The sequence below is a fragment of the Pseudomonas sp. PSPC3-2 genome (assembly GCF_049897085.1).
GTDB lineage: Bacteria > Pseudomonadota > Gammaproteobacteria > Pseudomonadales > Pseudomonadaceae > Aquipseudomonas > Aquipseudomonas paraveronii.
Map to the genome: position 1 here is coordinate 19,021 of NZ_JAFCVO010000009.1, position 22,272 is coordinate 41,292.

At 59.6% G+C, this 22,272-nt stretch carries 22 protein-coding genes, 1 tRNA gene and 1 pseudogene; 11 read left to right on the forward strand and 13 right to left on the reverse strand.

Features of this window, described 5'->3' with window-relative positions:
* Positions 1-326: 326 nt before the first annotated feature.
* The 3 genes from ACP7CJ_RS16125 to ACP7CJ_RS16135 all read left to right on the forward strand — a co-directional run bounded on the left by ACP7CJ_RS16125 (position 327) and on the right by ACP7CJ_RS16135 (position 4,545).
* The gene (locus ACP7CJ_RS16125) at positions 327-1,532 is read left to right on the forward strand and encodes an acetyl-CoA C-acetyltransferase (RefSeq protein WP_276194370.1); all 1,206 of its coding nucleotides are present in this window, start codon (positions 327-329) and stop codon (positions 1,530-1,532) included.
* A 15-nt stretch (positions 1,533-1,547) separates the two neighbouring features.
* Positions 1,548-3,695: a 3-hydroxyacyl-CoA dehydrogenase NAD-binding domain-containing protein gene (locus ACP7CJ_RS16130; RefSeq protein WP_426100104.1), complete on the forward strand. Its 2,148-nt coding sequence runs from the start codon at positions 1,548-1,550 to the stop codon at positions 3,693-3,695.
* 118 nt (positions 3,696-3,813) lie between these two features.
* On the forward strand, positions 3,814-4,545 hold the full coding sequence (locus ACP7CJ_RS16135) for an amidotransferase (protein ID WP_276194368.1): 732 nt from the start codon (positions 3,814-3,816) through the stop codon (positions 4,543-4,545).
* Here the strand turns inward: ACP7CJ_RS16135 and ACP7CJ_RS16140 are convergent.
* From ACP7CJ_RS16140 to ACP7CJ_RS16150, 3 genes are all read right to left on the reverse strand, one after another.
* Positions 4,542-5,513, reverse strand: coding sequence for a magnesium and cobalt transport protein CorA (locus ACP7CJ_RS16140; protein WP_276194367.1), 972 nt, complete (start codon positions 5,511-5,513; stop codon positions 4,542-4,544). The genes ACP7CJ_RS16135 and ACP7CJ_RS16140 overlap by 4 nt on opposite strands.
* Positions 5,514-5,555: 42 nt before the next feature.
* Positions 5,556-6,302, reverse strand: coding sequence for a lysophospholipid acyltransferase family protein (locus tag ACP7CJ_RS16145; RefSeq protein ID WP_426100103.1), 747 nt, complete (start codon positions 6,300-6,302; stop codon positions 5,556-5,558).
* A 212-nt stretch (positions 6,303-6,514) separates the two neighbouring features.
* Positions 6,515-7,207: a crotonase/enoyl-CoA hydratase family protein gene (locus ACP7CJ_RS16150; protein WP_247405379.1), complete on the reverse strand. Its 693-nt coding sequence runs from the start codon at positions 7,205-7,207 to the stop codon at positions 6,515-6,517.
* Positions 7,208-7,526: 319 nt separating this feature from the next.
* Here ACP7CJ_RS16150 and ACP7CJ_RS16155 point away from each other — a divergent pair.
* The 4 genes and pseudogenes from ACP7CJ_RS16155 (at position 7,527) to ACP7CJ_RS16170 (ending at position 11,851) form a co-directional block, all read left to right on the forward strand.
* Positions 7,527-7,616: transfer RNA gene (locus ACP7CJ_RS16155), tRNA-Ser, on the forward strand.
* A 428-nt stretch (positions 7,617-8,044) separates the two neighbouring features.
* A pseudogene (locus ACP7CJ_RS16160) lies at positions 8,045-8,830 on the forward strand (MCP four helix bundle domain-containing protein); the annotation flags it as partial.
* Positions 8,822-9,685 carry a methyl-accepting chemotaxis protein gene (locus tag ACP7CJ_RS16165; protein ID WP_426100115.1) on the forward strand — a complete coding sequence of 288 codons (864 nt, stop codon included), beginning with the start codon at positions 8,822-8,824 and terminating at the stop codon, positions 9,683-9,685. The pseudogene ACP7CJ_RS16160 and the gene ACP7CJ_RS16165, both read left to right, overlap by 9 nt.
* Positions 9,686-10,291: 606 nt before the next feature.
* Positions 10,292-11,851 (forward strand): diguanylate cyclase, encoded by a 1,560-nt coding sequence (locus ACP7CJ_RS16170; protein WP_247402521.1) that lies wholly within the window; start codon positions 10,292-10,294, stop codon positions 11,849-11,851.
* A gap of 29 nt (positions 11,852-11,880) precedes the next feature.
* Here the strand turns inward: ACP7CJ_RS16170 and ACP7CJ_RS16175 are convergent, their stop codons facing one another.
* From ACP7CJ_RS16175 to ACP7CJ_RS16200, 6 genes are all read right to left on the reverse strand, one after another.
* Positions 11,881-12,921, reverse strand: a complete 1,041-nt coding sequence (locus ACP7CJ_RS16175; RefSeq protein WP_276194364.1) for a DMT family transporter — start codon at positions 12,919-12,921, stop codon at positions 11,881-11,883.
* 77 nt (positions 12,922-12,998) lie between these two features.
* Entirely contained in the window at positions 12,999-13,334 is a 336-nt protein-coding gene (locus tag ACP7CJ_RS16180; protein WP_247408343.1) for a hypothetical protein, read from the reverse strand.
* A 93-nt stretch (positions 13,335-13,427) separates the two neighbouring features.
* Complete coding sequence (locus ACP7CJ_RS16185; protein ID WP_426100102.1) at positions 13,428-13,781, reverse strand: gamma-glutamylcyclotransferase family protein; 354 nt, start codon at positions 13,779-13,781, stop codon at positions 13,428-13,430.
* 20 nt (positions 13,782-13,801) lie between these two features.
* The gene (locus ACP7CJ_RS16190) at positions 13,802-14,461 is read right to left on the reverse strand and encodes a M24 family metallopeptidase (RefSeq protein ID WP_276194362.1); all 660 of its coding nucleotides are present in this window, start codon (positions 14,459-14,461) and stop codon (positions 13,802-13,804) included.
* 77 nt (positions 14,462-14,538) lie between these two features.
* Positions 14,539-15,117 (reverse strand): DUF4337 domain-containing protein, encoded by a 579-nt coding sequence (locus tag ACP7CJ_RS16195; RefSeq protein ID WP_426100101.1) that lies wholly within the window; start codon positions 15,115-15,117, stop codon positions 14,539-14,541.
* Between the two features lie 54 nt (positions 15,118-15,171).
* Complete coding sequence (locus ACP7CJ_RS16200; RefSeq protein WP_426100100.1) at positions 15,172-16,056, reverse strand: LysR family transcriptional regulator; 885 nt, start codon at positions 16,054-16,056, stop codon at positions 15,172-15,174.
* A gap of 93 nt (positions 16,057-16,149) precedes the next feature.
* On the opposite strand from ACP7CJ_RS16200, the gene ACP7CJ_RS16205 reads away from it, so the two are divergent.
* Entirely contained in the window at positions 16,150-17,118 is a 969-nt protein-coding gene (locus ACP7CJ_RS16205; protein ID WP_426100099.1) for an NAD-dependent epimerase/dehydratase family protein, read from the forward strand.
* 90 nt (positions 17,119-17,208) lie between these two features.
* Entirely contained in the window at positions 17,209-17,898 is a 690-nt protein-coding gene (locus ACP7CJ_RS16210) for an HAD-IA family hydrolase (RefSeq protein ID WP_426100098.1), read from the forward strand.
* 18 nt (positions 17,899-17,916) lie between these two features.
* On the opposite strand, the gene ACP7CJ_RS16215 is transcribed toward ACP7CJ_RS16210, so the two are convergent.
* Positions 17,917-18,663 carry a 3-oxoacyl-ACP reductase family protein gene (locus ACP7CJ_RS16215; protein WP_426100097.1) on the reverse strand — a complete coding sequence of 249 codons (747 nt, stop codon included), beginning with the start codon at positions 18,661-18,663 and terminating at the stop codon, positions 17,917-17,919.
* A gap of 126 nt (positions 18,664-18,789) precedes the next feature.
* On the opposite strand from ACP7CJ_RS16215, the gene ACP7CJ_RS16220 reads away from it, so the two are divergent.
* Positions 18,790-19,713: a LysR family transcriptional regulator gene (locus ACP7CJ_RS16220; protein ID WP_276194357.1), complete on the forward strand. Its 924-nt coding sequence runs from the start codon at positions 18,790-18,792 to the stop codon at positions 19,711-19,713.
* 69 nt (positions 19,714-19,782) lie between these two features.
* Here ACP7CJ_RS16220 and ACP7CJ_RS16225 read toward each other — a convergent pair whose 3' ends face one another.
* On the reverse strand, positions 19,783-20,517 hold the full coding sequence (locus ACP7CJ_RS16225) for a phosphoadenylyl-sulfate reductase (protein ID WP_046382409.1): 735 nt from the start codon (positions 20,515-20,517) through the stop codon (positions 19,783-19,785).
* A 152-nt stretch (positions 20,518-20,669) separates the two neighbouring features.
* Between ACP7CJ_RS16225 and thrH the strand changes: the two genes are divergently transcribed.
* Positions 20,670-21,287 (forward strand): bifunctional phosphoserine phosphatase/homoserine phosphotransferase ThrH, encoded by a 618-nt coding sequence (gene thrH / locus ACP7CJ_RS16230; protein ID WP_276194356.1) that lies wholly within the window; start codon positions 20,670-20,672, stop codon positions 21,285-21,287.
* 133 nt (positions 21,288-21,420) lie between these two features.
* On the opposite strand, the gene ACP7CJ_RS16235 is transcribed toward thrH, so the two are convergent.
* Together ACP7CJ_RS16235 and ACP7CJ_RS16240 are read right to left on the reverse strand one after the other, a co-directional pair.
* Entirely contained in the window at positions 21,421-21,777 is a 357-nt protein-coding gene (locus tag ACP7CJ_RS16235; protein ID WP_276194355.1) for a helix-turn-helix domain-containing protein, read from the reverse strand.
* Positions 21,777-22,079 (reverse strand): type II toxin-antitoxin system HigB family toxin, encoded by a 303-nt coding sequence (locus ACP7CJ_RS16240; protein ID WP_247401215.1) that lies wholly within the window; start codon positions 22,077-22,079, stop codon positions 21,777-21,779. The genes ACP7CJ_RS16235 and ACP7CJ_RS16240 overlap by 1 nt, the downstream gene beginning before the upstream one ends.
* Between the last annotated feature and the right edge of the window lie 193 nt (positions 22,080-22,272).

Genomic DNA, 22,272 nt, shown 5'->3' on the forward strand with positions numbered 1-22,272 from the left:
ACGTGACGTGTCACTTTTCTTACAGTTGCTCCAGCAAAACCCGGCAGCAACTTCCTACTGAGTGAACCTTAGAGCCCTCGTTCTGCCTGGCTTAGATCCATTTCATATCACCTTGCCGTATATTTTAGTTAAATAGGTATGAGGCCTATCGCCATCTTGGCGCCAATGCCTTGGCTAGACCGCTAAAACGATTAATCAAAGGATTGCACTCGCCCGCTACCGTTCGTCCGAGCGAGGGGGTCAAAAGCAATGAGCGCATCCGTCATTGAAACCGTGTCAATCGGGCCTAAGGTAAGGGCACACCTGCACAGCGGTTCGAGGACGTCATGACCCAAGCTTTGATCTTTGATGCGATACGCACGCCCCGGGGCAAAGGCAAGGCCGACGGTGCCTTGTACAGCGTCAAGCCGGTAAACCTGGTGGCAGGTTTGCTGACTGCGCTGGCCCGGCGCAGCGACCTCGACACCCGCCAGGTGGATGACATCGTCCTCGGCTGCGTCACCCCCGTGGGGGACCAGGGCGCCGACATCGCCAAGACCGCCGCGCTGGTGGCGGACTGGGACGTCAGCGTCGCCGGTCTCCAGGTCAACCGCTTCTGCGCCTCGGGCCTTGAGGCGGTGAACCTGGGGGCGATGAAAGTGCGCTCCGGCTTCGAGGACCTGGTGGTAGTCGGTGGCGTCGAGTCGATGTCCCGCGTACCCATGGGCAGCGATGGCGGCGCCTGGGTGCTCGACCCACAAACCAACCTGCACAGTCACTTCACGCCCCAAGGCATTGGCGCGGACTTGATCGCAACCCTGGAAGGCTTCAGTCGTCAGGACGTTGACGCCTTTGCCCTGCATTCCCAGCAGAAAGCAGCCAGGGCGCGCTCAGACGGTTCCTTCAATAAGTCGCTGATCGCGGTGCAGGACCAGAACGGCATTGTGCTGTTGGACCACGATGAATTTGTCCGTGCCGACTCCACGCTCGAAGGCCTGGGCAAGCTCAAGCCCAGCTTCGAGATGATCGGGCAGATGGGCTTTGACGCCACAGCGCTGCGGGTCTACAGCCATGTCGAGCGGATCGACCATGTCCACACCCCCGGCAACAGCTCCGGTATCGTCGACGGTGCCGCGTTGATGTTGATCGGCTCGGAGGCCAAGGGCCGCGAGTTGGGCCTGCAACCGCGGGCGCGGATTGTCGCCACGGCGGTCACCAGCACCGACCCTACGATCATGCTCACCGGCCCGGCGCCGGCCACACGCAAGGCGTTGGCCAAGGCTGGGCTGCGCGTCGAAGACATCGACCTGTTCGAGGTCAACGAGGCCTTCGCCTCGGTGGTACTCAAGTTCATCAAGGACATGCGCATCGACGCCGCCCGGGTCAACGTCAACGGCGGCTCGATCGCCATGGGCCACCCGCTGGGTGCCACGGGTTGCGCGATCCTCGGCACCTTGCTCGACGAGCTGGAAGTGCGCCAACAACGCTACGGCCTGGCCACCCTGTGTGTCGGCGGTGGTATGGGCATCGCTACCATTATCGAACGCCTCTGAGCCCAAGGAATTGTCATGACCGAAGCCATTCGTTACGAAAAGGACCAGGACCAGATCGTGGTGCTGACCCTCGACATGCCTGGCCAGAGCGCCAACACCATGAACGCCGCGTACCGCGAGGCCATGGCGGCCACCGTGACGCGTCTGCAAGCGGAAAAGCACGGGATCGCCGGCGTGGTCATCACCTCGGCGAAGAAGACGTTCTTTGCCGGCGGCGACCTCAATGAATTGATCAAGGTCGACAAGGCTCACGCCAAGGCATTCTCCGACAGTGTGCGGGTATTGAAGGCGCAACTGCGCAGCCTGGAAACCCTTGGCAAGCCGGTGGTTGCCGCAATCAATGGCGCAGCCCTCGGCGGCGGCTGGGAGATTTGCCTGGCGTGTCATTACCGGGTCGCGCTGGACGACCAGTCGGTACAGCTCGGTCTGCCGGAAGTCACCCTGGGCCTGTTGCCGGGCGGCGGTGGCGTGGTGCGGATGGTGCGCCTGTTGGGCTTGGAAAAAGCCCTGCCCTATTTGCTGGAGGGTAAAAAAATCCGACCGCAGCAGGCCCTGCAAGCCGGCTTGATCGACGCATTGGCGGCGGATCGCGACGAACTGCTGGCCAAGGCCCGCGTCTGGATTCTCGCCCACCCTGAGGCCGCGCAACCTTGGGACAACAAGACCTACCAGATCCCCGGAGGCACGCCGTCTAGCCCGAAAGTCGCGCAGATGCTCGCCATCGCGCCATCGATCCTGCGCAGCAAAACCCATGGCTGCTTCCCGGCTCCGGAGAAAATTCTCTGCGCCGCGGTGGAAGGCGCCCAGGTGGATTTCGACACCGCACACCTGATCGAAACCCGCTACTTCACCGAATTGGTCACCGGGCAGGTGGCGAAAAACATGATCGGCACCTTCTGGTTCCAGCGCAATGAGATCAACGCCGGGCGTTCGCGTCCCCAGGGCTTTGCGCCTTACGTAACGCGTAAAGTCGGTGTGCTCGGTGCCGGGATGATGGGCGCGGGGATTGCCTACGTCAGCGCCTGCGCAGGCGTTGAGGTGGTGCTCAAGGACATCGACCTTGCGGCCGCCGAGAAAGGCAAGGCGCACTCGGCTACGCTGTTGGACAAGAAGGTCAGCCGTGGGCAAATGACCGCCGAGCAGCGCGAAGCCACCTTGGCGCGTATTTATCCTACGCAGTCTGACGCCGACCTGGCCGGCTGCGACCTGATCATCGAAGCCGTCTTCGAAGACCGTGAGCTCAAAGCCAAGGTCAATGCCGCCGCGCAAAACGTGGTCGGCACCGAGGCGGTAATCGCTTCCAACACCTCCACCTTGCCCATCAGCGGCCTGGCCACGGCGGTGTCGGATCAAACCAAGTTCATTGGCCTGCACTTCTTCAGCCCGGTGGAAAAGATGCCGCTGGTGGAAATCATCAAGGGCACACAGACCTCGGACGAAACCCTGGCGCGTGGTTTCGACTTCGTCCTGCAAATCCACAAAACCCCGATTGTGGTCAACGACAGTCGCGGCTTCTTCACCTCTCGGGTGTTCGGCACGTTCACCAACGAAGGCATCGCCATGCTCGGCGAAGGCGTGGCTGCGCCTATGATCGAGACCGAAGCGCGCAAGGCCGGTATGCCGGTGGGGCCGCTGGCGGTGTCCGACGAAGTGTCCCTCAGCCTGATGAGCCATATCCGACAGCAGACGGCTAAGGATCTGCAGGCCGAAGGTAAAGCGCCGACGACCCATCCGGCGACGCAGGTGATTGATCTGTTGGTCAACGAGTACAAACGCACGGGCAAGGCGGCGGGGGGCGGCTTCTATGAATACCCCGCAGGTGGGCAGAAGTATTTGTGGCCGGAACTGAAAAGCCGATTCGAGCGCCCCGACCAACGCATTTCAGCACAGGATGTGCGCGACCGTTTGTTGTTTATCCAGGCCATCGAAACCGTGCGCTGCGTGGAGGAGGGCGTGTTGATGTCCACGGCGGATGCCAACGTCGGCTCGATCTTCGGCATCGGCTTTGCTGCGTGGACGGGTGGCGCGTTGCAATTTATCAACCAGTACGGCTTGAATGACTTTATTGCGCGCGCGCGCTACCTGGCCGAGCAGTATGGCGAACGCTTCGCGCCGCCGGCGTTGTTGCTGCGAAAAGCCGCACAGGGTGAAGTATTTGCCTGACCACAACCCTGCCCGCTGAACCACAGCTATCCACTGTGCGCGGGCTTGCGTTGCGGGGGTATTTCAAGGCAGGCTCTGTGGGTGTTCAATATTCCCATCGCCGTGTCAGGTATTTTTTATGTCGCTACGCGTCTGCATCCTGGAAACCGATATCCTGCGTCCAGGCTTGATTGATCAGTACCAAGGTTACGGGCAGATGTTCAAGCGCCTGTTCTCCAAGCAGCCGATCCCCGCCGAGTTTGTCGTGTACAACGTGGTGCAGGGTGAATACCCCTCGGATGATGAGGTGTTTGACGCGTACCTGGTGACCGGCAGCAAGGCCGACTCGTTTGGCACCGACCCTTGGATTCAGACGCTCAAAACCTACCTGCTCGAGCGCTATGAGCGCGGCGACAAGTTGTTGGGCATCTGTTTCGGCCACCAATTGCTGGCGCTGCTGCTAGGCGGCAAGACCGAGCGCGCCGGCCAGGGCTGGGGCATGGGCATCCACGATTACAAAATCGGTGCCAAAGCGCCGTGGATGAGCCCTGAGGTGCCAGAGCTGACGTTGTTGATCAGTCATCAGGATCAGGTGACCACCTTGCCGGAAAATGCCACGGTCATCGCTTCCAGCGAGTTTTGCCCGTTCGCTGCGTACCATATCGGCGACCAGGTGCTGTGTTTCCAGGGGCACCCGGAGTTCATTCACGACTATTCCCGCGAGTTGTTGGAGATTCTTCAGACAACCTTGGGCGAGAAAGTCTACAAGAATGGCGTCGCCAGCCTGGAGCGCGACCACCACGGTGTGACCGTGGCGGAGTGGATGATGCGCTTTGTCACGCATAAGCCCGAAGCCAAGGTTAATGCCTAAAGCCAGCCCGAACGCTTGAAGCTGGCCCACAACCCGCTACAGCCGACGGCGATGAACCCCAGCACGGCAAAATAGCCGTAGTGCCATTGCAGCTCGGGCATGTTCTGGAAGTTCATCCCGTAAATCCCCGCCACGGCCGTGGGGAACGCCAGGATCGCCGCCCACGCGGCGAACTTGCGCTGCACCACACTCTGGCGCGAGGCCTCCAGCAACACACCGATCTCGATGGTCTGGCTGGCGATGTCGCGCAGGGTGGCCAGGTCTTCCATCTGTCGTGTGACGTGGATTTGTACATCACGAAAATACGGCCGCATGTTCTTGTCGATAAACGGGAAACTCAGTTTCTGCAGTTCCTCGCTGATCTCCACCATCGGTGCCACGTAGCGGCGCAGGCGCAGCACGTCACGGCGCAGGCCGTGGAGGTTCTGGATATCGTGCTCATTGAGTGAGCTGCACAGCACGTTGCGCTCCAGTTCATCGATCTCGGCGTGGATGGCCTCGCTTACCGGCTGGTAATTTTCGGTGACGAAATCCAGCAGCGCATAGAGTACGAAATCTTCCCCATGCTCTAGCAGCAGTGGCCGCGCCTCACAGCGCTGGCGTACAAAGCCGTAGGACGCTGAGTGCCCGTTGCGCGCAGTGATGATGTAGCCGTTGCCGGCAAAGATATGGGTCTCGATAAACACCAGCTTGCCGTTTTCGCGCACCGGTGAATAAGTGACGATAAACAGCGCGTCGCCGAAGGTTTCCAGCTTGGGGCGGCTGTGTTTTTCCAGGGCGTCTTCGATGGCCAGTTCATGCAGGTTGAACTGGCGTTGCAGGTTGGCCAGCTCGCGGGCGTCGGGCTCTTCCAGGCCGATCCAGACAAAATGCCCGGGTTTGGCGGCCCAGGCCGCGCCTTCGTCGAGGGTGATATCGGTAACTTTCTTTCCCGCGTTGTAAACAGCGGCCGCAACAACTCTACCCATGGTGCCTATCACTTCTTATCAGGGGGACAGATGTTGGGCAGCTTAGCTGGAAGCGAGTTCTATTGTTACGGCACTTTGCAATTGCTGGTCCATCGCCTGGATGCATTCATCCATCTGCGCGTAGCAGGCTTGCATCAACGCCGGGATGTCATCAACCGTCAGGCCGGTGGTAGGAATCGGCGGCAGCGAGCGTATGAGCACATCACCACTGTTCCAGCGATTGAGCCGCATATGCGTGACGTAATTGCTTACACACACCTGCACGATGGGCACGCCGGCGGCAATCGCCATGTGGAACGCGCCTTTCTTGAACGGCAGCAGGCCCTTGCCCAAGTTACGCGTGCCTTCCGGGAATACCCAGATCGACGTGTCCTTATGCTGCAACGTCTTGGTGGTGGTGAGCATTGCGCGGCGAGCCTTGTGTGCATTGCCGCGATCGATCAGTACGTTGCCAGCCAGCCAGAACAACTGGCCGAACAAGGGCACCCATTTCAGGCTTTTTTTGGCGATACACACAGTGCGGTGCGGCACCACGGTACCCAGCACAAACAGGTCATAGTTGGACTGGTGGTTGGCAATGATCAGGCAACTGCCGGGCTTGTTGCGCAGCGAATCCACATCGGTCTCGACTCGCAATCCGAGTATCCGCATCGCGGGCAGTGCATACAGGCGCGCGCACAGACGGCTGTTGTCCGGGTTGAACGGCCGACAGATCCCCAGCAACACGCCCAATCCACCGGCGAGCATAAAGTGCAGCCCCATCAATAACATACGCAACATAAACAGCATCGACGCGGCCCATCGAGAGAAAAGGTGGCGCAGTGTACGGATGTGCACTGTATTCGGCAATTGCCCGGTAGAGGTAGGAGATAGGCGATGTTTAAGTACATGTTTCAACAATTGCCAGCAGAGGCTGACTAGAGCGGCTAAGGATGATTCGGATTTGTTTGTAAGAAAAAGCCCGACTCAAGGTCGGGCTCTGACACAACAGGTGTGGGGACTTAGCTAAGGATATGGCCCTGGTCCTGGATGATTGCCTCATCCAGGGCTTCCAACAGTGCCTTGCGCACTTTCAGTTTGGTCTGCTTGTGGGCATTCATATTGAGCTTCTTCAACTGCCGGGCCGCCTCCAGCGCCGCCGTGTGCAATGCGTCCGGCGCCACCACCTTATCGAGGAAGCCGGCTTGCAAGGCGCCTTGCGGGTCGAACATCTCGGCATTGATCACCGAGCGGTGAAACGCCGACTTGCGCAGACGATCCCGCGCCAATTCGATACCGGCGTGGTGCATGGTCATGCCGATCGCCACTTCATTCAGGCCAATGCTGAACGGGCCCTCGACCCCGATCCGATAATCCGCCGACAACAGCAGGAAAGCGCCCTTGGCCACCGCATGCCCAGGGCACGCGACGATCACCGGGAACGGATGCGCCAACAGGCGCCGCGCCAGCGTCGAGCCCGACGTCACCAGGCCGATGGCCTCTTTAGGGCCAGCGGTCATCACTTTCAAATCATAGCCACCCGACAGAATCCCCGGCGTCCCGGTGATGATCACCACCGCCCGATCCTTCTCGGCCTGATCCAGTGCTTCATTAAACGCACTGACCACCGCCGGAGAAATGGCATTTACCTTGCCGTTGCTCAAGGTCAGGGTCGCGATACCGTCTTCCAGGTGGTAGGAGATCAACTCACTCATGACGCGGTTCCTTGTAGGACTTGTTATAGAGGTGCATGCGCAGACGTTACCCACCACGCCCGCCCTGGTAAAGCGCCGTGACTGACTGGCCGGTCAGGCTTTCCCTCGATACCCGGCGGTAAACCGCCTAGGCAGGGCGCAGCAACCGTCCCAGACGCGTGTTGCCTATGCCTGAGAATGGCAGAATCATCGCCCTCACATGGCCCGTCACGGAATACCGGTCTAACCGCATGAAAATTCTGAAAAAAACCTTTGCCATCAGAAAGGCTTTCGACTACATTAGCGCGCCTCGACAGACTGAACTGGTTTGACGAGATACGGTGAAGTGTCCGAGTGGCTTAAGGAGCACGCCTGGAAAGTGTGTATACAAGAAATTGTATCGAGAGTTCGAATCTCTCCTTCACCGCCACATTCTGCAAACACAAACCCCTGATTTTCCTAGTGAAAGTCGGGGGTTTGTGGTTTCTGGCGTCCAAAAAGTAACGTCATGGGAGCAATATGGGACTGGCGTTCTATTCTGGTGCGGAAAGTAGAGTCAGTGGTTGAGTTCGACCCAAAACTACTGGTCTATGTCTTAACAACACCAAAAGCGCTTCCATTGTCGTTCCATAGATCCTGCTGATGACACTGGCAGGATACGCAGGCGGCGTTCTTATTCCACAGACTGGTCATGCTTAGCTCACCACGTGGCCGATTGTGGCTAAAGCCTTTAGTTAGCTAGCTAACGTATGGGCTCATAAAAATGAGACCACGATTAAAGTTAGCGGATATCTTGCCGAATATAGTTAATGCCCAAGCCTTCTTGGGGCAGCCAACTAAGAGTTCGTCGGGGGTCCTATGGACGCATTACGTAGCATCAAGCTTTCCACACGATTGATCTCTGCATTTGTGGTGTGTGCCATCATCACATTGGGAGTGGGGCTTTTAGGGCGCTCGGGCATCACAACACTAAAAGCAACAATGAACGAAATCGTAAGCAACAATCTGGTGTCTGTTTACAACACCGGTAATGCGCGCGCGAGTGCTTATGCATATTCCAGGGCTGTGCATGCTGCTCTGCTATTTAAGTACTCCAAGGCAGATCCGGTTAAATTTGACGCCGCAGTGCAATCCATGTCCGAGAGTCAGAAGGACGTTGAACGACTCTTCAAGGAATACCGCCAAACGCCTCTTGCCGATGACGAGCGCGTCGCCGGTGATCAGTTCGAAAAAGACTGGCCCGCCTATGTTCAGGGGTCAAATAAAGTAATCGCGTTGGCGACGGCGGGCGACCTTGATGGTGCTACGCAGCTATTCCAGCAGCAGGTTTCGCCGACCTTCAAGGGCGCTATTGATGACCTTCAAGTCATTGTTGCATCCAACTATCGCCAAAGCGGTGAGACTGCAGACGCGGCAGAGGCCGCCACTACGAGTGCTTACTGGATATTGGGCGTAGGGGTAATGGTCGCTTTTTTGGCTGCCATCGCTTTGGGAATGATCATCACACGCTCGATTACGCGACCGCTTTCTATCGCTATACGCAGCGCTGAGGAAGTGGCGGAGGGTGACCTTTCTCAGCATATTGAAATCAGTGGGCGAGACGACGTCAGTGTACTGCTGAGTGCGCTGGGTAAAATGCAGGAAAATCTGCGGACCACTGTAAAAGAGATTGGCAGTGCTGCTGACCAACTGGCCTCTGCATCTGAAGAGCTGAACGCTGTCACGGAGGAAAGCTCACGCGGCCTGACGCGGCAGAATGATGAGATTCAGCAAGCGGCAACGGCAGTGAACGAAATGACTGCGGCCGTGGATGAAGTTGCCCGAAATGCGGCAGGCGCCGCTGAAGCCTCTGAGCAAACCAGCCTTAGTGCTGTGCAAGGGCGTGATCAAGTGCGCAGAGCCGTTAACTCTGTGGGGGCGATGGCGGATGAGATTTCAAACTCAACCGGCAAGGTTGAGGTGCTTGCAACCCGTGTCAGCGAGATCACAAAAGTACTTGAGGTGATCAGGGCCATTGCGGAGCAGACCAATCTCCTGGCACTGAACGCCGCCATCGAAGCAGCCAGGGCGGGTGAGCAGGGTCGCGGGTTCGCTGTTGTAGCAGATGAAGTGCGCGCACTTGCCCATCGGACCCAGGCGTCGACGGCGGACATCGAGTCGATGATGCAACAGGTTCGTTCGGGAGCTGAAGAAGCCGTCCTCGCGATGAATAAGAGTAAAGAGCTGGCAGTCGATACGCGGGCGCAGTCCATTGAGGCTGGCCAGGCCCTTGACCGAATCACCGAGGGTGTTTCAATCATCAATGAAAAGAACCTAGTGATCGCAAGTGCCGCTGAAGAGCAGGCTCAGGTTGCTCGTGAGGTTGATCGTAATCTGGTCAATATTCAGGATCTTTCCACGCAAACAGCGGCGGGCGCACATCAAACCAATGCGTCGAGCGCCGAACTTTCGCGACTGGCGGCGTCGTTTGGCGTACTGATCAGTCGATTCAAAGTTTGAGCACTATGGTTGCTGGGCGTACTTGGTATCAGCGGTGATGGTGATCCGCAGCGTTGGACTGGACGCATATTGCGGCGGTTGACGGTAGATCGAACGCCGAATTCGCATAACGCCGTTTATGTTCAACGGGCCCCCACATCTAAGCCAGGTGCGGGGGCCTTTTTTCGGGCTCCGGAAACCAGAGTGGCCGTGTTCTGCAACCCGGTGCGTTTAACCCTTGGGACTACTTCTACACATGCCACCAGGCTGCGGCCCTTGTAAGCCGTGGGGCTTGTCTCTAAAATGCGCTCGCGGGTAGTTTCGAGTCTCTTCTTTACCGCCACATTCTACAAACACAAACCCCTGATTTTCCTAGAGAAAATCGGGGGTTTGTGGTTTTTTTGGCTGAAAAAGGCCATATAGGCCCAATGTGGGACTGACGGTGTTTTTTGCCGTCTGCCTTCAGACACAACTGTTTGGCGGGTTCAGAATTGGCAGATGGGTTTCTATGCGGGTTAAGCAGGCTGCTTTCGGCCAAAACTGGTCGATCAGGTGCCTTCTAAAACTAGGAGGATTCATCCTGCATCGAATCGTTGGCAATTCTTCCGCCCATCCGGACTGCGTAAAATGACCACCCGACCGAAGCCGAAGCTCAACCTGCGCATTCTGATTCTTATCTTTGTACTGCTTTCGGCCATCGCAACCCTGGGCAACAGTTTCTGGGTGACGTTCAAGATTCAGAAGCAGGAATTGATCGAGAATGCGCTGGAAGTGAACAAGGCCTATGCCTCTCGGATCGCCCGGAGTGTGGAGCAGGTACTCAACTCCGACCTCGATAAACTGAAATATGGCTCGGTCGTCATTGGCAAAACGTTTGGTGACAAGCAAGAACTCGCGGAGGAAGTCCAGCGACTGTTTGGGCAAGACGCCAGTTTTAACTCCGTGTTGATCGCCGATGCGGGGGGAACAATCGTTGCCTCAGCTCCGGAAAACCTCCATCTCGATGGGCTGGCGCTGCAACACCGGGAGCCTCTCAGCCTTCGCACGCCGATCATCAGCAACGCGTTCAGGTCCATCGCAGGTAATCTGGTGGTCTTTATTTCCCACCCCATATTCGACGCGAAAGGAGAGTACCTGGGCCTGATAGGCGGCAGTATCCAGCTTGAACAGAGGAATACGCTCCAGGCGCTGATGGACACCAATGTGCGCAAGGACGGGGCGCATGTCTATCTCGTCGACAGCGCTCGCCGGGTGATCTATCACACCGATCCCGAGCACATCGGCAACGTCACTGGAGTGGGGTTGATCGTTGACGCGGCACTTAGTCAGGACGCGGGAACGTTGCAGGCGACGGATGCCAATGGCGTGGACATGCTCGCGGGGTTCGCCAGGGTGCCCAGCAGTGGTTGGGGGGTGATCTCGCAGCAGCCACTCGACAACATACACGCCATTCTGCGACACACCATGGCCAAGGTGGCGCAGGGCATCGCGCCCCTGGCGCTGTTCGGAATCGTCTTGATTTGGTGGTTGGGCGCACGGATCTCGGCGCCATTGTCCAGGCTTGCCGATTGCGCTAAACGGCTGGACTCGCCTGACAGCTACGAACGTATCAGCGCAATCCCGTCGCGCTATTTCGAAAGCTGGCAGATTCGCAGAGCACTGCTGCTTGGCGCTACCCTGCTACAGGAAAAGATCGGCAAGCTAAACCAGGAGGCACAAACTGATGTGCTGACAGGGCTGGCCAATCGTCGAGCGATGCAGGACATCCTGTCGCGCTGGCAGGACGCCGACAAAACGTTCGCAGTCGTTTCCATGGACATCGACCATTTCAAGCGTGTGAACGATACGTTTGGTCATGGTGTGGGTGATGAAACGCTGAGGGCCATCGCACAGCTCATGCAGCAGAACTCACGGTCCAACGACTTGCCCTGCCGGGTCGGCGGAGAGGAGTTCGTATTGTTATTGCCCAACAGTTCGCTTCAAGCTGCAACGGATGTCGCCGAGCGATTGCGTGCCTCGATCGAAGCAGCAAACATTGTGACGGTCGGGCATGTCACCGTGTCGCTGGGCGTCGCGCTATGGCATCCCGGTGGCGATTCGATATCCGCTGTGCTTGAGAGGGCTGACCAGCTTTTGTACCAGGCCAAGCAAAACGGTCGTAATCGGGTGGTGGCGGAACAGGCTTGATGGGCCTCCGCCAGTCTCGGGACACGCCTTCAATGCCTATGCCGATGATGAATGTCCGGAAAATGCGGATGGCTATGCTTGATCGGGTTATGGGTGTGCACATGCGTGTGCGGCGTTGCCGGGTCCCACTCAACCGCGTGTTCATGTTGATGATGTTCATCGTGGACATGCCGATGCCCGTGTTCCGTCGCCTCATGCTGATGTGCATGGGCATGGCGCTCGGTCAGGTGCAGCCACACCCCTGCAGCCATCAGCGCCGAAGCAATCCAGAACGCGCCGCTCACCGACTCGCCCAGCACCAGCAAGGCGAGTGCGGCGCCGAGGAAAGGCGCGGTAGAAAAATAGGCGCCGGTGCGCGCACTGCCCAGCCCGCGTAACGCCAACACAAACAGCACCAGGCTGATGCCATAGCCGAGAAACCCGACCAGCAAAATCGGCGCGAGCTGCGCCATGCCGGGGATCTGCGCGCCGAGGTACAGTGCCAGGCTGCAATTGACCACACCCGCGATCAAACCCTTGGCGCCGGCGATAAACAGCGCGTCCGAGGCAGACACCTTGCGTGTCAGGTTGTTATCAATCCCCCAGCACAGGCAGGCCACGGCAACCGCGAGTGGCCCGATCCAATCGTGACTGTCGGCGCCGTCTTGGGGCCATGACAACGCCACGCCACCCAGCACAATCGCAATCATCCCTAGGACGATGCGGCGGTCTGCGTTTTCCCTGAAGACCAGCCAGGCGATCAGCGCGGTCAATACCGATTCAAGGTTGAGCATTAGCGACGCGGTGGCGCCGGAGGTGCGGGTGAGGCCGAACATCAGGGCCACGGGCCCGAGGATGCCGCCGAACGCAATGGCGCCGAGCAGCCACGGCCATTCGGAGGGCGTCAGCCCGGTGGGGGTCCAGCCGCGATCACGGATCAGGCGCACGATGGCGAGTCCGCCGCCGCTGCCGAGGTAAAGCAGGCCTGCGAGCAGCACGGGCGAGAGGCCCAGGCCGAGGCTTTTGGCGAGCGGGGTGCTGGCGCCGAATAGCGCGGCGGCGGCGAGTGCGTAAAGGATACTGAGGTTCATGGACCATCCTCGAAAGGTTGGCCCATGATACGTCGCTCGCTCAGGTTAAATCCCGCGCAAATAGAGCAACGTCCGGTTTAGTGTGCTGCTTTCAGCTTGACCACATCACCGGAGATCTTGGTGGTGTAACCGCTCAGCACCCAAGCCCAAAACCATTTTTCCTGGATTTCGGTATTGATCATTGCGTCGCCGCCTTTTGCCTGGATGGCAGCCGTCTGGGCGCGGACGAAACGGCTGTTCTGGCCGATTGGGATCACACCGAACAGCATGATGCCGGTGGCGGTGGCTTCACTGTGACCCAGCACGGTGTATTGGCTGCTGTCGTATTGCGGGGATTTGATGGCGGTGCCGGTGCAGCCTGCGAGGGTGAAACCGAGAACAGCTGCTGCAACCACTTTACTGACGTACTTCACTGAGTAACTCCATGGACTGAATCCCGAGATTCAATTCTCGGGGGGCGATACTTTAAACGCTCCTGTAACAGATTGAAAACAATTGCCCGTCGTTCAGGCTTGCACATACGCCCAAGCCGTCAGGCCCGATGCCAACGCCACGCTGACCCGCTTGTAGTCGGACACTCCATACGCATCCGCCGCCGCCAACTCGTGCTCGGTAATCTGAAACACCCTGCCTTCAACGCTGGCGCCTTGGTCGGTGCTCGGCGCGACGATCGGGTGATGGGTCTTGCCGCTGGTGGCCAGCACTTGCGGGTCGGTAATCTCTACCCAGTTTTTCGAGTAGCCCAACATGGCGTCATGCTGGCCTGCCAGTTCTCGGCCGAAGCTGGCGAGTTGGACAGCCTTGTCCTGCAAGGTGCCGTAGGAAAACAACAGCACGGGAAAATCGGCGCAGCCTTCCATTTTTTGGTTCCCTTGAACAATTAAGCGAGTAGGTCTTCATAGAACGCGCCATACGGCTTGCTCGGGTGAGCGATCTGGATTTCCAGAATCCACAGCCCCGCATTCGGGTACTGCTCGAAGTCGCCGAGGTCGCCGCCACGATGGATCGCGTGGGGAAAGTCGCTGACGCGGTGGCCCTTGATGTCGAGGTTCAACTGCCAGCCCATGGCCTGGGCTTGTGCTTCGGCGTAGCGGTAGAGTTCGAGGCCGATGACCTGGTCGTTTTTCCAGCGCGCCTGCACGCGGTGGAACAGCTCTTTGGCCGCGTTGGCGCAGGCGATCATGTCCGGGTCGGTGCCAATGCAGAACGTGGCACCCGCGTCGCCTTCGTGACCTTGCCAGACGGCGCCCATGTCGATGAAGAAAATGTCGTTTTCACCGAGTACCGGGTCACCGTCGGAGCGTTGCTTGAAGGTCTTGAGGGTATTGGCGCCGAAGCGCACCAGCAACGGGTGCCAGATGCGTTGCATGTCGAGGTCGGCGAGGATGTGCTTGCCCAGCTCGCGCGCTTCGGACTCGAGCATGCCGGGGCGGATGCGTTGGGCCAGTTGTTCGATGGCTTGCCAGGTCATGGCCTGGGCATGGCGCATGGATTCGATACTGTAGGCGGCGCCCACGGCTTCTTTGGGGTGTCCTGACACCGTTATCTCCTTGTGCGGCAGCTAGCGTTATACGTTTTACTATATAGCGGCTGGCGTTAGGCGCCCAAGTGAAATTATTAGAAATGCAGCCACGCCAGGCTGCCCAGCACCACGGCCACACCGCCAGCCGTATACGACATGCGCTTCAACCATTCCTTGCGCGTCAACAACGTAATCGCCGCCAACGAAATCGCGATCTGAATCGCCGTCATCGCCTGGGCCCAGCGGTGATGCTGGTGCAGCGCTTCTTCGGATTTCTGATCCCATTCCTGTGAGGTTGCCTCAAGTTTCTCGGCCTGTTTACGCACGTCTTCCTTCTGGCCCTTGTAACGCTCGCTCTCATCCTTGTAGTGCGCGGCGTCTACACCGGGAATATGGGTAGCCAGTTCCGCCAGGTTTTGCCGGCTGGATTTGGCCTGGTAGTAGTTCCACTGGTTGGCCGCTTCGGTCTTGAAAATGGCAGCGTTGTTCTTGTCCATCGCCGCTTCGCTTTCGGTGGAGCCGGCCTGGTAGCTGAGCATGGCGCCAAGGGTGGCCATCAGTGCCGTCATCACGGCGATGCGGCTGGCGAAATTGTCACCGCGCGCGTGGGCATGTTCGGTGGCGTGTTCGATGTGTTTTTCGTGGGGGCTGGGGACTTCGAAGGCTTCGGTCATGGGGGCGGCTATGAAGGGATTGAGGGAGTTTGATTCTTCCTCAGTGAAGCTGTCTCAATCCTGTACGTAACGCTGTAAACCCGCGACTAGCGCGTCAAACGTCGCCCGGCAGCGCGGGCTGTTGCGCAGGTCTTCATGCATGGTGACCCAGGTGTCGAGTTTGAGCGCGAATGCCTCCGGCAGTACCCGCTGCAGGCGCGCGTCTTGTTTGGCCAGTTTGACCTGGCATCCGCCGATGCCGGCGCCAGCACGGATCAGCGCCAGTTGCGCCAGGTCGCTGTCGCTACTGAGGGCGAAGGTGCTGCGCTCGAAGCCTTTAACGGCCAGGCTGCGGATAAATGCGTTCTCCTGGTCGTAGCCGATCACCGCGTGGCCGCTCAGGTCTTTGAGCTCTTGCGGCGTACCGTGCTGGTGCAGGTAATCGTCGCGGGCATGCAGGCCGACTTCGATCAGGCCGATGCGCTGTGCCAGCAGTTGCGCCTGGCTGGGGCGGACCATACGCACGGCGATGTCGGCTTCCAATTGCAGCAGGTCGATCAGGCGGTTGGTCAGGATCAGTTCGACCTTGAGGTGAGGATGCTGTTGGCGCAGCCGCGTGATGATCGGCGGCAGTACTTCCACGCCGACCACCTCGCTGGCGGATACGCGCACCACGCCGCGGACCTCGTCGCCCTGGGAGGAGGCGCTGCGTTCCAGGGCAGCGGCCGTGCGCTCCATGGTCTCGGCGTGGGCCCTCATGGTGTGGGCCACTGCCGTCGGCAGCAGTCCGGTGGGGGAGCGAGTGAACAGCACCACGCCCAAGGCCGTTTCCAGCGCGGCAATGTGCCGACCGACGGTGGGCTGTGTGATGCCGAGCTGCCGCGCGGCCCCCGACAGCGATCCTTCCTTGAGTACGCCAAGAAACGATCGGTAAAGCTCCCAACCAATGTTCAATGCCATGCGTAAATGTATAGCGTCTGGATGGTCTTCGGCAATTCCTCTATAGCCATGCTGCGAACAGAATGGCCGCTCCAACCAACGTGGGAGTGGGTGATGAGCAAGGTACTGGTATTGGGTGCAACCGGCGGTATTGGCGGCGAAGTAGCGCGACAGCTGAGCGCGGCGGGCTGGCAGGTGTGTGCGTTGACCCGGGATGTCGACAAGGCCCGTAGCCAGAATGCCACCTATACCTGGCTCAAAGGCGATGCGCTCAATCGCGACGAAGTGATCGCTGCCGCGCGGGGCTGCGCGGTGATCGTCCATGCGGTGAACCCGCCGGGCTATCGCAATTGGGCCGAACAGGTGCTGCCGATGATCGACAACACCATTGCAGCCGCCATCGCCGAGCGCGCGACCATCGTGCTGCCCGGCACGGTCTACAACTTCGGGCCGGATGCGTTCCCCGTGCTGGACGAAGACTCACCCCAGCACCCGCTTACCCTCAAGGGCGCGATACGGGTGCAACTGGAGCAGCGCTTGCTGCGGTCTTCCCGCGAGGGCGCTCGCGTATTGATCGTGCGTGCCGGGGATTTTTTCGGCGCCGGGGCGGCCAACAACTGGTTCTCCCAAGGCTTGGTCAAACCCGGTAAACCGGTGCGTGCCGTCAGCGATCCTGGCGCGCCAGGCGTGGCCCACCAGTGGGCCTACCTACCGGATGTGGCGCGCACCATGCTCGAGTTGATTGAGCGTCGCGCTACCCTCGAGGCGTTTGCCTGCTTTCATATGGCCGGGCACGTGGACATCGATGGCACGCAGATGAGCCAGGCGATCCAGCGCGTGGTGTTACGCAGGACGGGCCGGCAACCACGTGTAGGCGTATTTCCCTGGTGGTTGTTGACGTTGGCTGCGCCGTTTGTCGTGACCTTTCGCGAGATACAGGAGATGCGTTATCTGTGGCACACCCCGCTGCGTTTGGATAACCGGCGCTTGCTTGTGGCCCTGGGCCACGAGCCCCATACGCCGTTGGAGCACGCGGTGGAGGCCGCATTGACCAGCCTGGGCTGCCTGCCCACGCCCGCTTGATTAGGCGCACAGCCTAAAGGGTTGCCTGCCGACAAGCGTCGCCGGTATTGTGCTGAATCCTTTTAGTCCTTCCTCCAGGGTTTTGTCACGATGAATGCACCGCGTAGCGCAGTCGGTCCGATCAAGGCCGTGATTTTCGATATGGACGGCTTGTTGCTGGATACCGAAGGCATCTACACCGAAGTGACGCAGATCATCGCCGAGCGCTTCGGGCGTACCTATGACTGGGGGATCAAGCAGCACATCATCGGGCGCGGTGCCCAGGACCTGGCCGACTATGTGGTCAAGGCGCTGGACCTGCCGATCACGGCGGCTGAGTTCCTCGAAATCCGTGAGCCGCTGATGAGCGAGCGTTTCCCCAGGGCATTGGGCATGCCCGGCGCCGAAGCGTTGGTACGGCACCTGAACGCGCACAATATTCCGATTGCGGTGGGCACCAGTTCGTCGCGCAACTCCTTTGGCCACAAGACCACGTTGCACCGCGAGTGGTTTGGCCTGTTCAGCACCATCGTCACGGCTGACGACCCGGAAGTCGGCGCGGCCAAACCCGCGCCGGACATCTTCCTTACCGCCGCACGGCGCCTGGGCATTGCGCCGCAAGATTGCCTGGTATTTGAAGACTCGCCGTTCGGCGTCACCGCGGCGAAGGCGGCCCGGATGACCGCCATCGCCGTGCCCGATGAAGCCATGGCCGACAGCAAGTACCACCACGCCGACCAGATCATCCGCAAACTCGCGGATTTCGACCTCGCCGCCTACGGCTTGCCGCCAATGTCCTGATCCGGCGCCTACAGGCGGTTATGCGCTGAAGCCACCGTCAATGGTCAGGCTGGCCCCGGTGATGTACCCCGCTTCCGGCCCGGCGAGGTAGGCCACAAAGCTGGCGATCTCCTCGACATGGCCATAACGGCCCACCGCCATCAACCCGATCAGGCTCTCGGCGAATTCACTGTTCGCCGGGTTCATGTCGGTGTCCACCGGCCCCGGTTGCACGTTGTTAATGGTGATGCCACGTGGCCCCAGGTCCCGCGCTAGGCCCTTGGTCAAGCCGACCAGCGCCGCCTTGCTCATCGCATACGGCCCGCCACCGCCAAACGGCATGCGCTCGGCGTTGGTGCTGCCGATGTTGATCACGCGGCCGCCTTCGCGCATGTGCTTGGCCGCTTCCTGAGTGGCGATGAACACGCTGCGCACGTTGATTGCCAGGGTCTGGTCGAAGTCCTCCAGCTTGAAGTCTTCCAGCGGGGCGATGGCCAGTACGCCAGCGTTGTTCACCAGGATATCCAGGCGCCCAAAGGCTTGGACCGTGGCGTTGACCGCGTTGCGAATTGCCGTGGCATCGGCACTGTCGGCCTGAATCGCCAAGGCTTTGCCGCCGGCGCTGATCACGCTGTTCTGCAATTCTGCGGCCTTGGCGGCCGAACTGATGTAGGTAAAGGCGACGGCTGCACCTTGCGCCGCAAGACGCTTGACGATGGCGGCGCCGATGCCGCGTGAACCGCCTTGAATCAAGGCGACTTTGCCGCTGAGGTTATGGGTGGTCATGTCGATCTCCTAACTGTTCAAGGCGGGATGCCTTGTTGATGGAGCCGAGTATCGACCTCACCTCCCGCAGTCGGTAGACCTTGATTGCTATAGTCTGTGTAAACCAAAAGTTTAGAGTGGGCGGATATGGAGAGCTTCGGCAGTATCGAATGCTTTGTGCGCAGCGCCGAAGGCGGCAGCTTTGCCGAAGCAGCCCGGCACTTGAGCCTGACCCCGGCGGCGGTGGGCAAAAGTGTCGCCAAGCTGGAAGCGCGCCTGGGCGTGCGGTTGTTCCAGCGCAGCACCCGGCGCCTGACCCTGACCGAAGCCGGCAAGCGGTTCCTCGCAGAAGTCAGCGACAGCCTCATCACCATCCAGAACGCCGTGGCCAACCTGGCCAGCGCCGAGGGCCGGCCGGTGGGGACGCTCAAGGTCAGCATGGGCACGGTGTTCGGTAATCGTTATGTCATGCCGTTGCTGGGGGAGTTCGTGCGGCGTTTTCCGGATATCAGCCCGGATTGGCATTTTGATAACCGCCAGGTTGACCTGATCGGCCAGGGCTTCGATGCGGCCATCGGCGGTGGCTTTGAGCTGCCCCAGGGCGTGGTGGCGCGCAAGCTGACGCCCGCGCACCGGGTGCTGGTGGCGTCATCGAATTACCTGGCGCAGCGCCTGCCGGTACTGGCACCCGAGGATCTGGCGCGCTGCCTGGGCATCCTGATCCGCTCCCCGCAAACCGGCCGCGTGCGCTCCTGGCAACTGACCAACCGTGAGCGCGAACAGCGCCCGTTGGTGCTCAAACCGCGCATGACCTTGAGCGATTCGGAGGCCGCCTGTTGCGCCGCCGCCCAGGGCCTGGGCATCGCGTTGGTGAGCATGCCGATGGCGGTGCCGTTCCTCGACAGCGGCGCGGTGGTGCGGGTGCTGCCCGACTGGTACGTCGACGACGGCAACATCTCTCTCTACTACGCCGAACACAAACTGCTGCCCGGTAAGACGCGGGCGTTTGTCGACTTCATCATCGAGCAGTTTGTAATGACGGGATTGGCGCAGCGCTTCAGCGCGATTTGATGGCGACGCCATACCGGGCGTCTGCGTCGCGGGCAAGCGCCTTACCACATCTTTTGACCGCCTCAGCATTTACGCCTTGCTGATGAGATTCCCGGCATGCAGCCCGCATTCCTTCTGCGTGGCTTCTTCCCACCACCAGCGGCCTTCGCGCTCGTGCTGGTTTGGCAACACCGGGCGGGTGCAGGGCTCGCAGCCGATGCTGATAAAACCGCGCTCGTGCAGGCTGTTGTACGGCAGTTCCAGCATGCGGATGTAACCCCAGATTTCTTCGCTGGTCATCTGCGCCAGCGGGTTGAACTTGTACAGGGTGCGTTCCGGTGTAGAAAAGGCCGTGTCGATTTCCAGTGCCGCCACTTGGCTGCGGGTGCCGGGGCTCTGGTCGCGGCGTTGGCCGGTGGCCCAGGCGCGCACGCCGGAGAGCTTGCGGCGCAGCGGCTCGATCTTGCGCACGCCGCAGCATTCGCCATGGCCGTCTTTATAGAAGCTGAACAGGCCTTTCTCTTTGACGAACGGTTCCAGTTTGCTCTGGTCCGGCGAGATCAGCTCGATGTCGATCTTGTAGAACTCGCGCACCTGTTCAATGAAGCGGTAGGTCTCAGGGTGCAGGCGGCCGGTGTCGAGGCTGAACACCTTGACGTTCTTGTTCAGCTTCCAGGCCATGTCTACCAGCACCACATCCTCGGCACCGCTGAAGGAAATCCACAAGTCATCGCCGAACTGGCTGAACGCCAGCTTGAGAATGTCCTGGGCAGATTTGTTGGCATAGGTCGTGGCGAGTTCAACGACATCGAAGGCTTGGTTCATCAGGACGGTTCCTACAGGTCAGTGGCGCTGAGCGCTCTATAGGGGAGCGATGGTATCAAAATCCGCCCTGCGTTGCGGCCGCCGCCTTGAATCGCTAGAGTTCGGCAGTCTTTTTGCTCGCTCGACTTGAACAATACAAATAGGAGTGTCTCGTGGAAATTGCCTGTCTCGACCTGGAAGGGGTACTGGTTCCGGAAATCTGGATCGCCTTCGCCGAAAAAACCGGTATTGAATCCCTGCGGGCGACCACCCGGGACATTCCCGACTACGACGTGCTGATGAAGCAACGCCTGCGCATCCTCGACGAACACGGGCTCAAGCTCGCCGATATCCAGGAAGTGATCGCCACCCTCAAGCCGCTGGACGGCGCCATCGAGTTCGTCAACTGGCTGCGTGAGCGCTTCCAGGTGGTGATCCTGTCGGACACCTTCTACGAATTTTCCCAGCCGCTGATGCGTCAGCTGGGCTTCCCGACTCTGTTGTGCCACCGCCTGATCACCGACGAAAGCGATCGCGTGGTCAGCTACCAACTGCGCCAGAAAGACCCCAAGCGCCAGTCGGTGCTGTCGTTCAAGAGCTTGTACTACCGCGTGATCGCTGCCGGCGATTCGTACAACGACACCAGCATGTTGGGCGAGGCTGACCGTGGGATTCTGTTCCATGCGCCGGAGAATGTGATCCGCGAGTTCCCGCAGTTCCCGGCGGTGCATACGTTTGAAGACCTGAAGAACGAGTTCATCAAGGCTTCGAACCGACCGTTGAGTCTGTAAGTCGTTCAGCGAAGCTGACGGCCTCATCGCGGGCAAGCCCACTCCCACATTCGAACGCGTTTATCCTTTGGAAGCGCGGTCGAATGTGGGAGCGGGCTTGCTCGCGATGGGGACCTTACGGCCGCCTGAGATCTTAAGCCCCAGCCAGCAACCGCTCATACGGGATGCTCAAGCCTTCATGCAGGCGCTTGATCATCGACAGGCTCAGCTTGCGCTTGCGGTTAAGCACTTCGGACACCCGGCCGCTGGTGCCGATGAATGCCTCCAGGTCGCGCGCTGTCATGCCGAGTTGCTCCATGCGAAAGCGGATGGCTTCCACCGGGTCCGACGGCGGCATTGGATAATGTTCGGCCTCGTACTTTTCAATGAGGACCGCAAGGATTTCCAGCTCATCGCCCTCGGGCGAGCCGATTGGTGCTTCCCATATCTGCTCGACGCGTGCGAGCGCGGCGGTGAGGTTTTCTTGGGAATGTATGGGTTTGATGTTCATCACACGGTCTCCGCGTTGATCTGATCGTACTGTGCGTGGGTCCCGACGAAACGTATGAACCCAAGCTGACGCTGATAATTGATCGCCATGATCACTCGATACCGGTTGCCGCCCACGTTGAATACAACCCTGCTGCCTTTGAGGATGCTCGCGGTTCCGAGGTCCGCCTTGAGCGCTTGCGGCGTTGGGTATGCAGCCTTCTCCATATGGCGATACAACTCGACCAGCGGTGTTTTGGCGTCGATGTAAGCTGGGTGGCTCTCCCAGAAGAGACGTAAGGTCGAGAACGCGATTATCCGCATGAGTCGAACCTCCCAATTTGGGAGATGTTAGTCTCAGGCAAGTGCAGATGCAATCTTGGAAATATTTTCTGACGAGTAAGCAATCGCTTCATGTGATCCTTCACAGATGGCGGGTGGAGGTCGAAACCGGACGCTATCCTCCAGCTCATACGCCGTCCACAGCGCGTCTGATTCAGGTTTTTTCTGCGCTCGG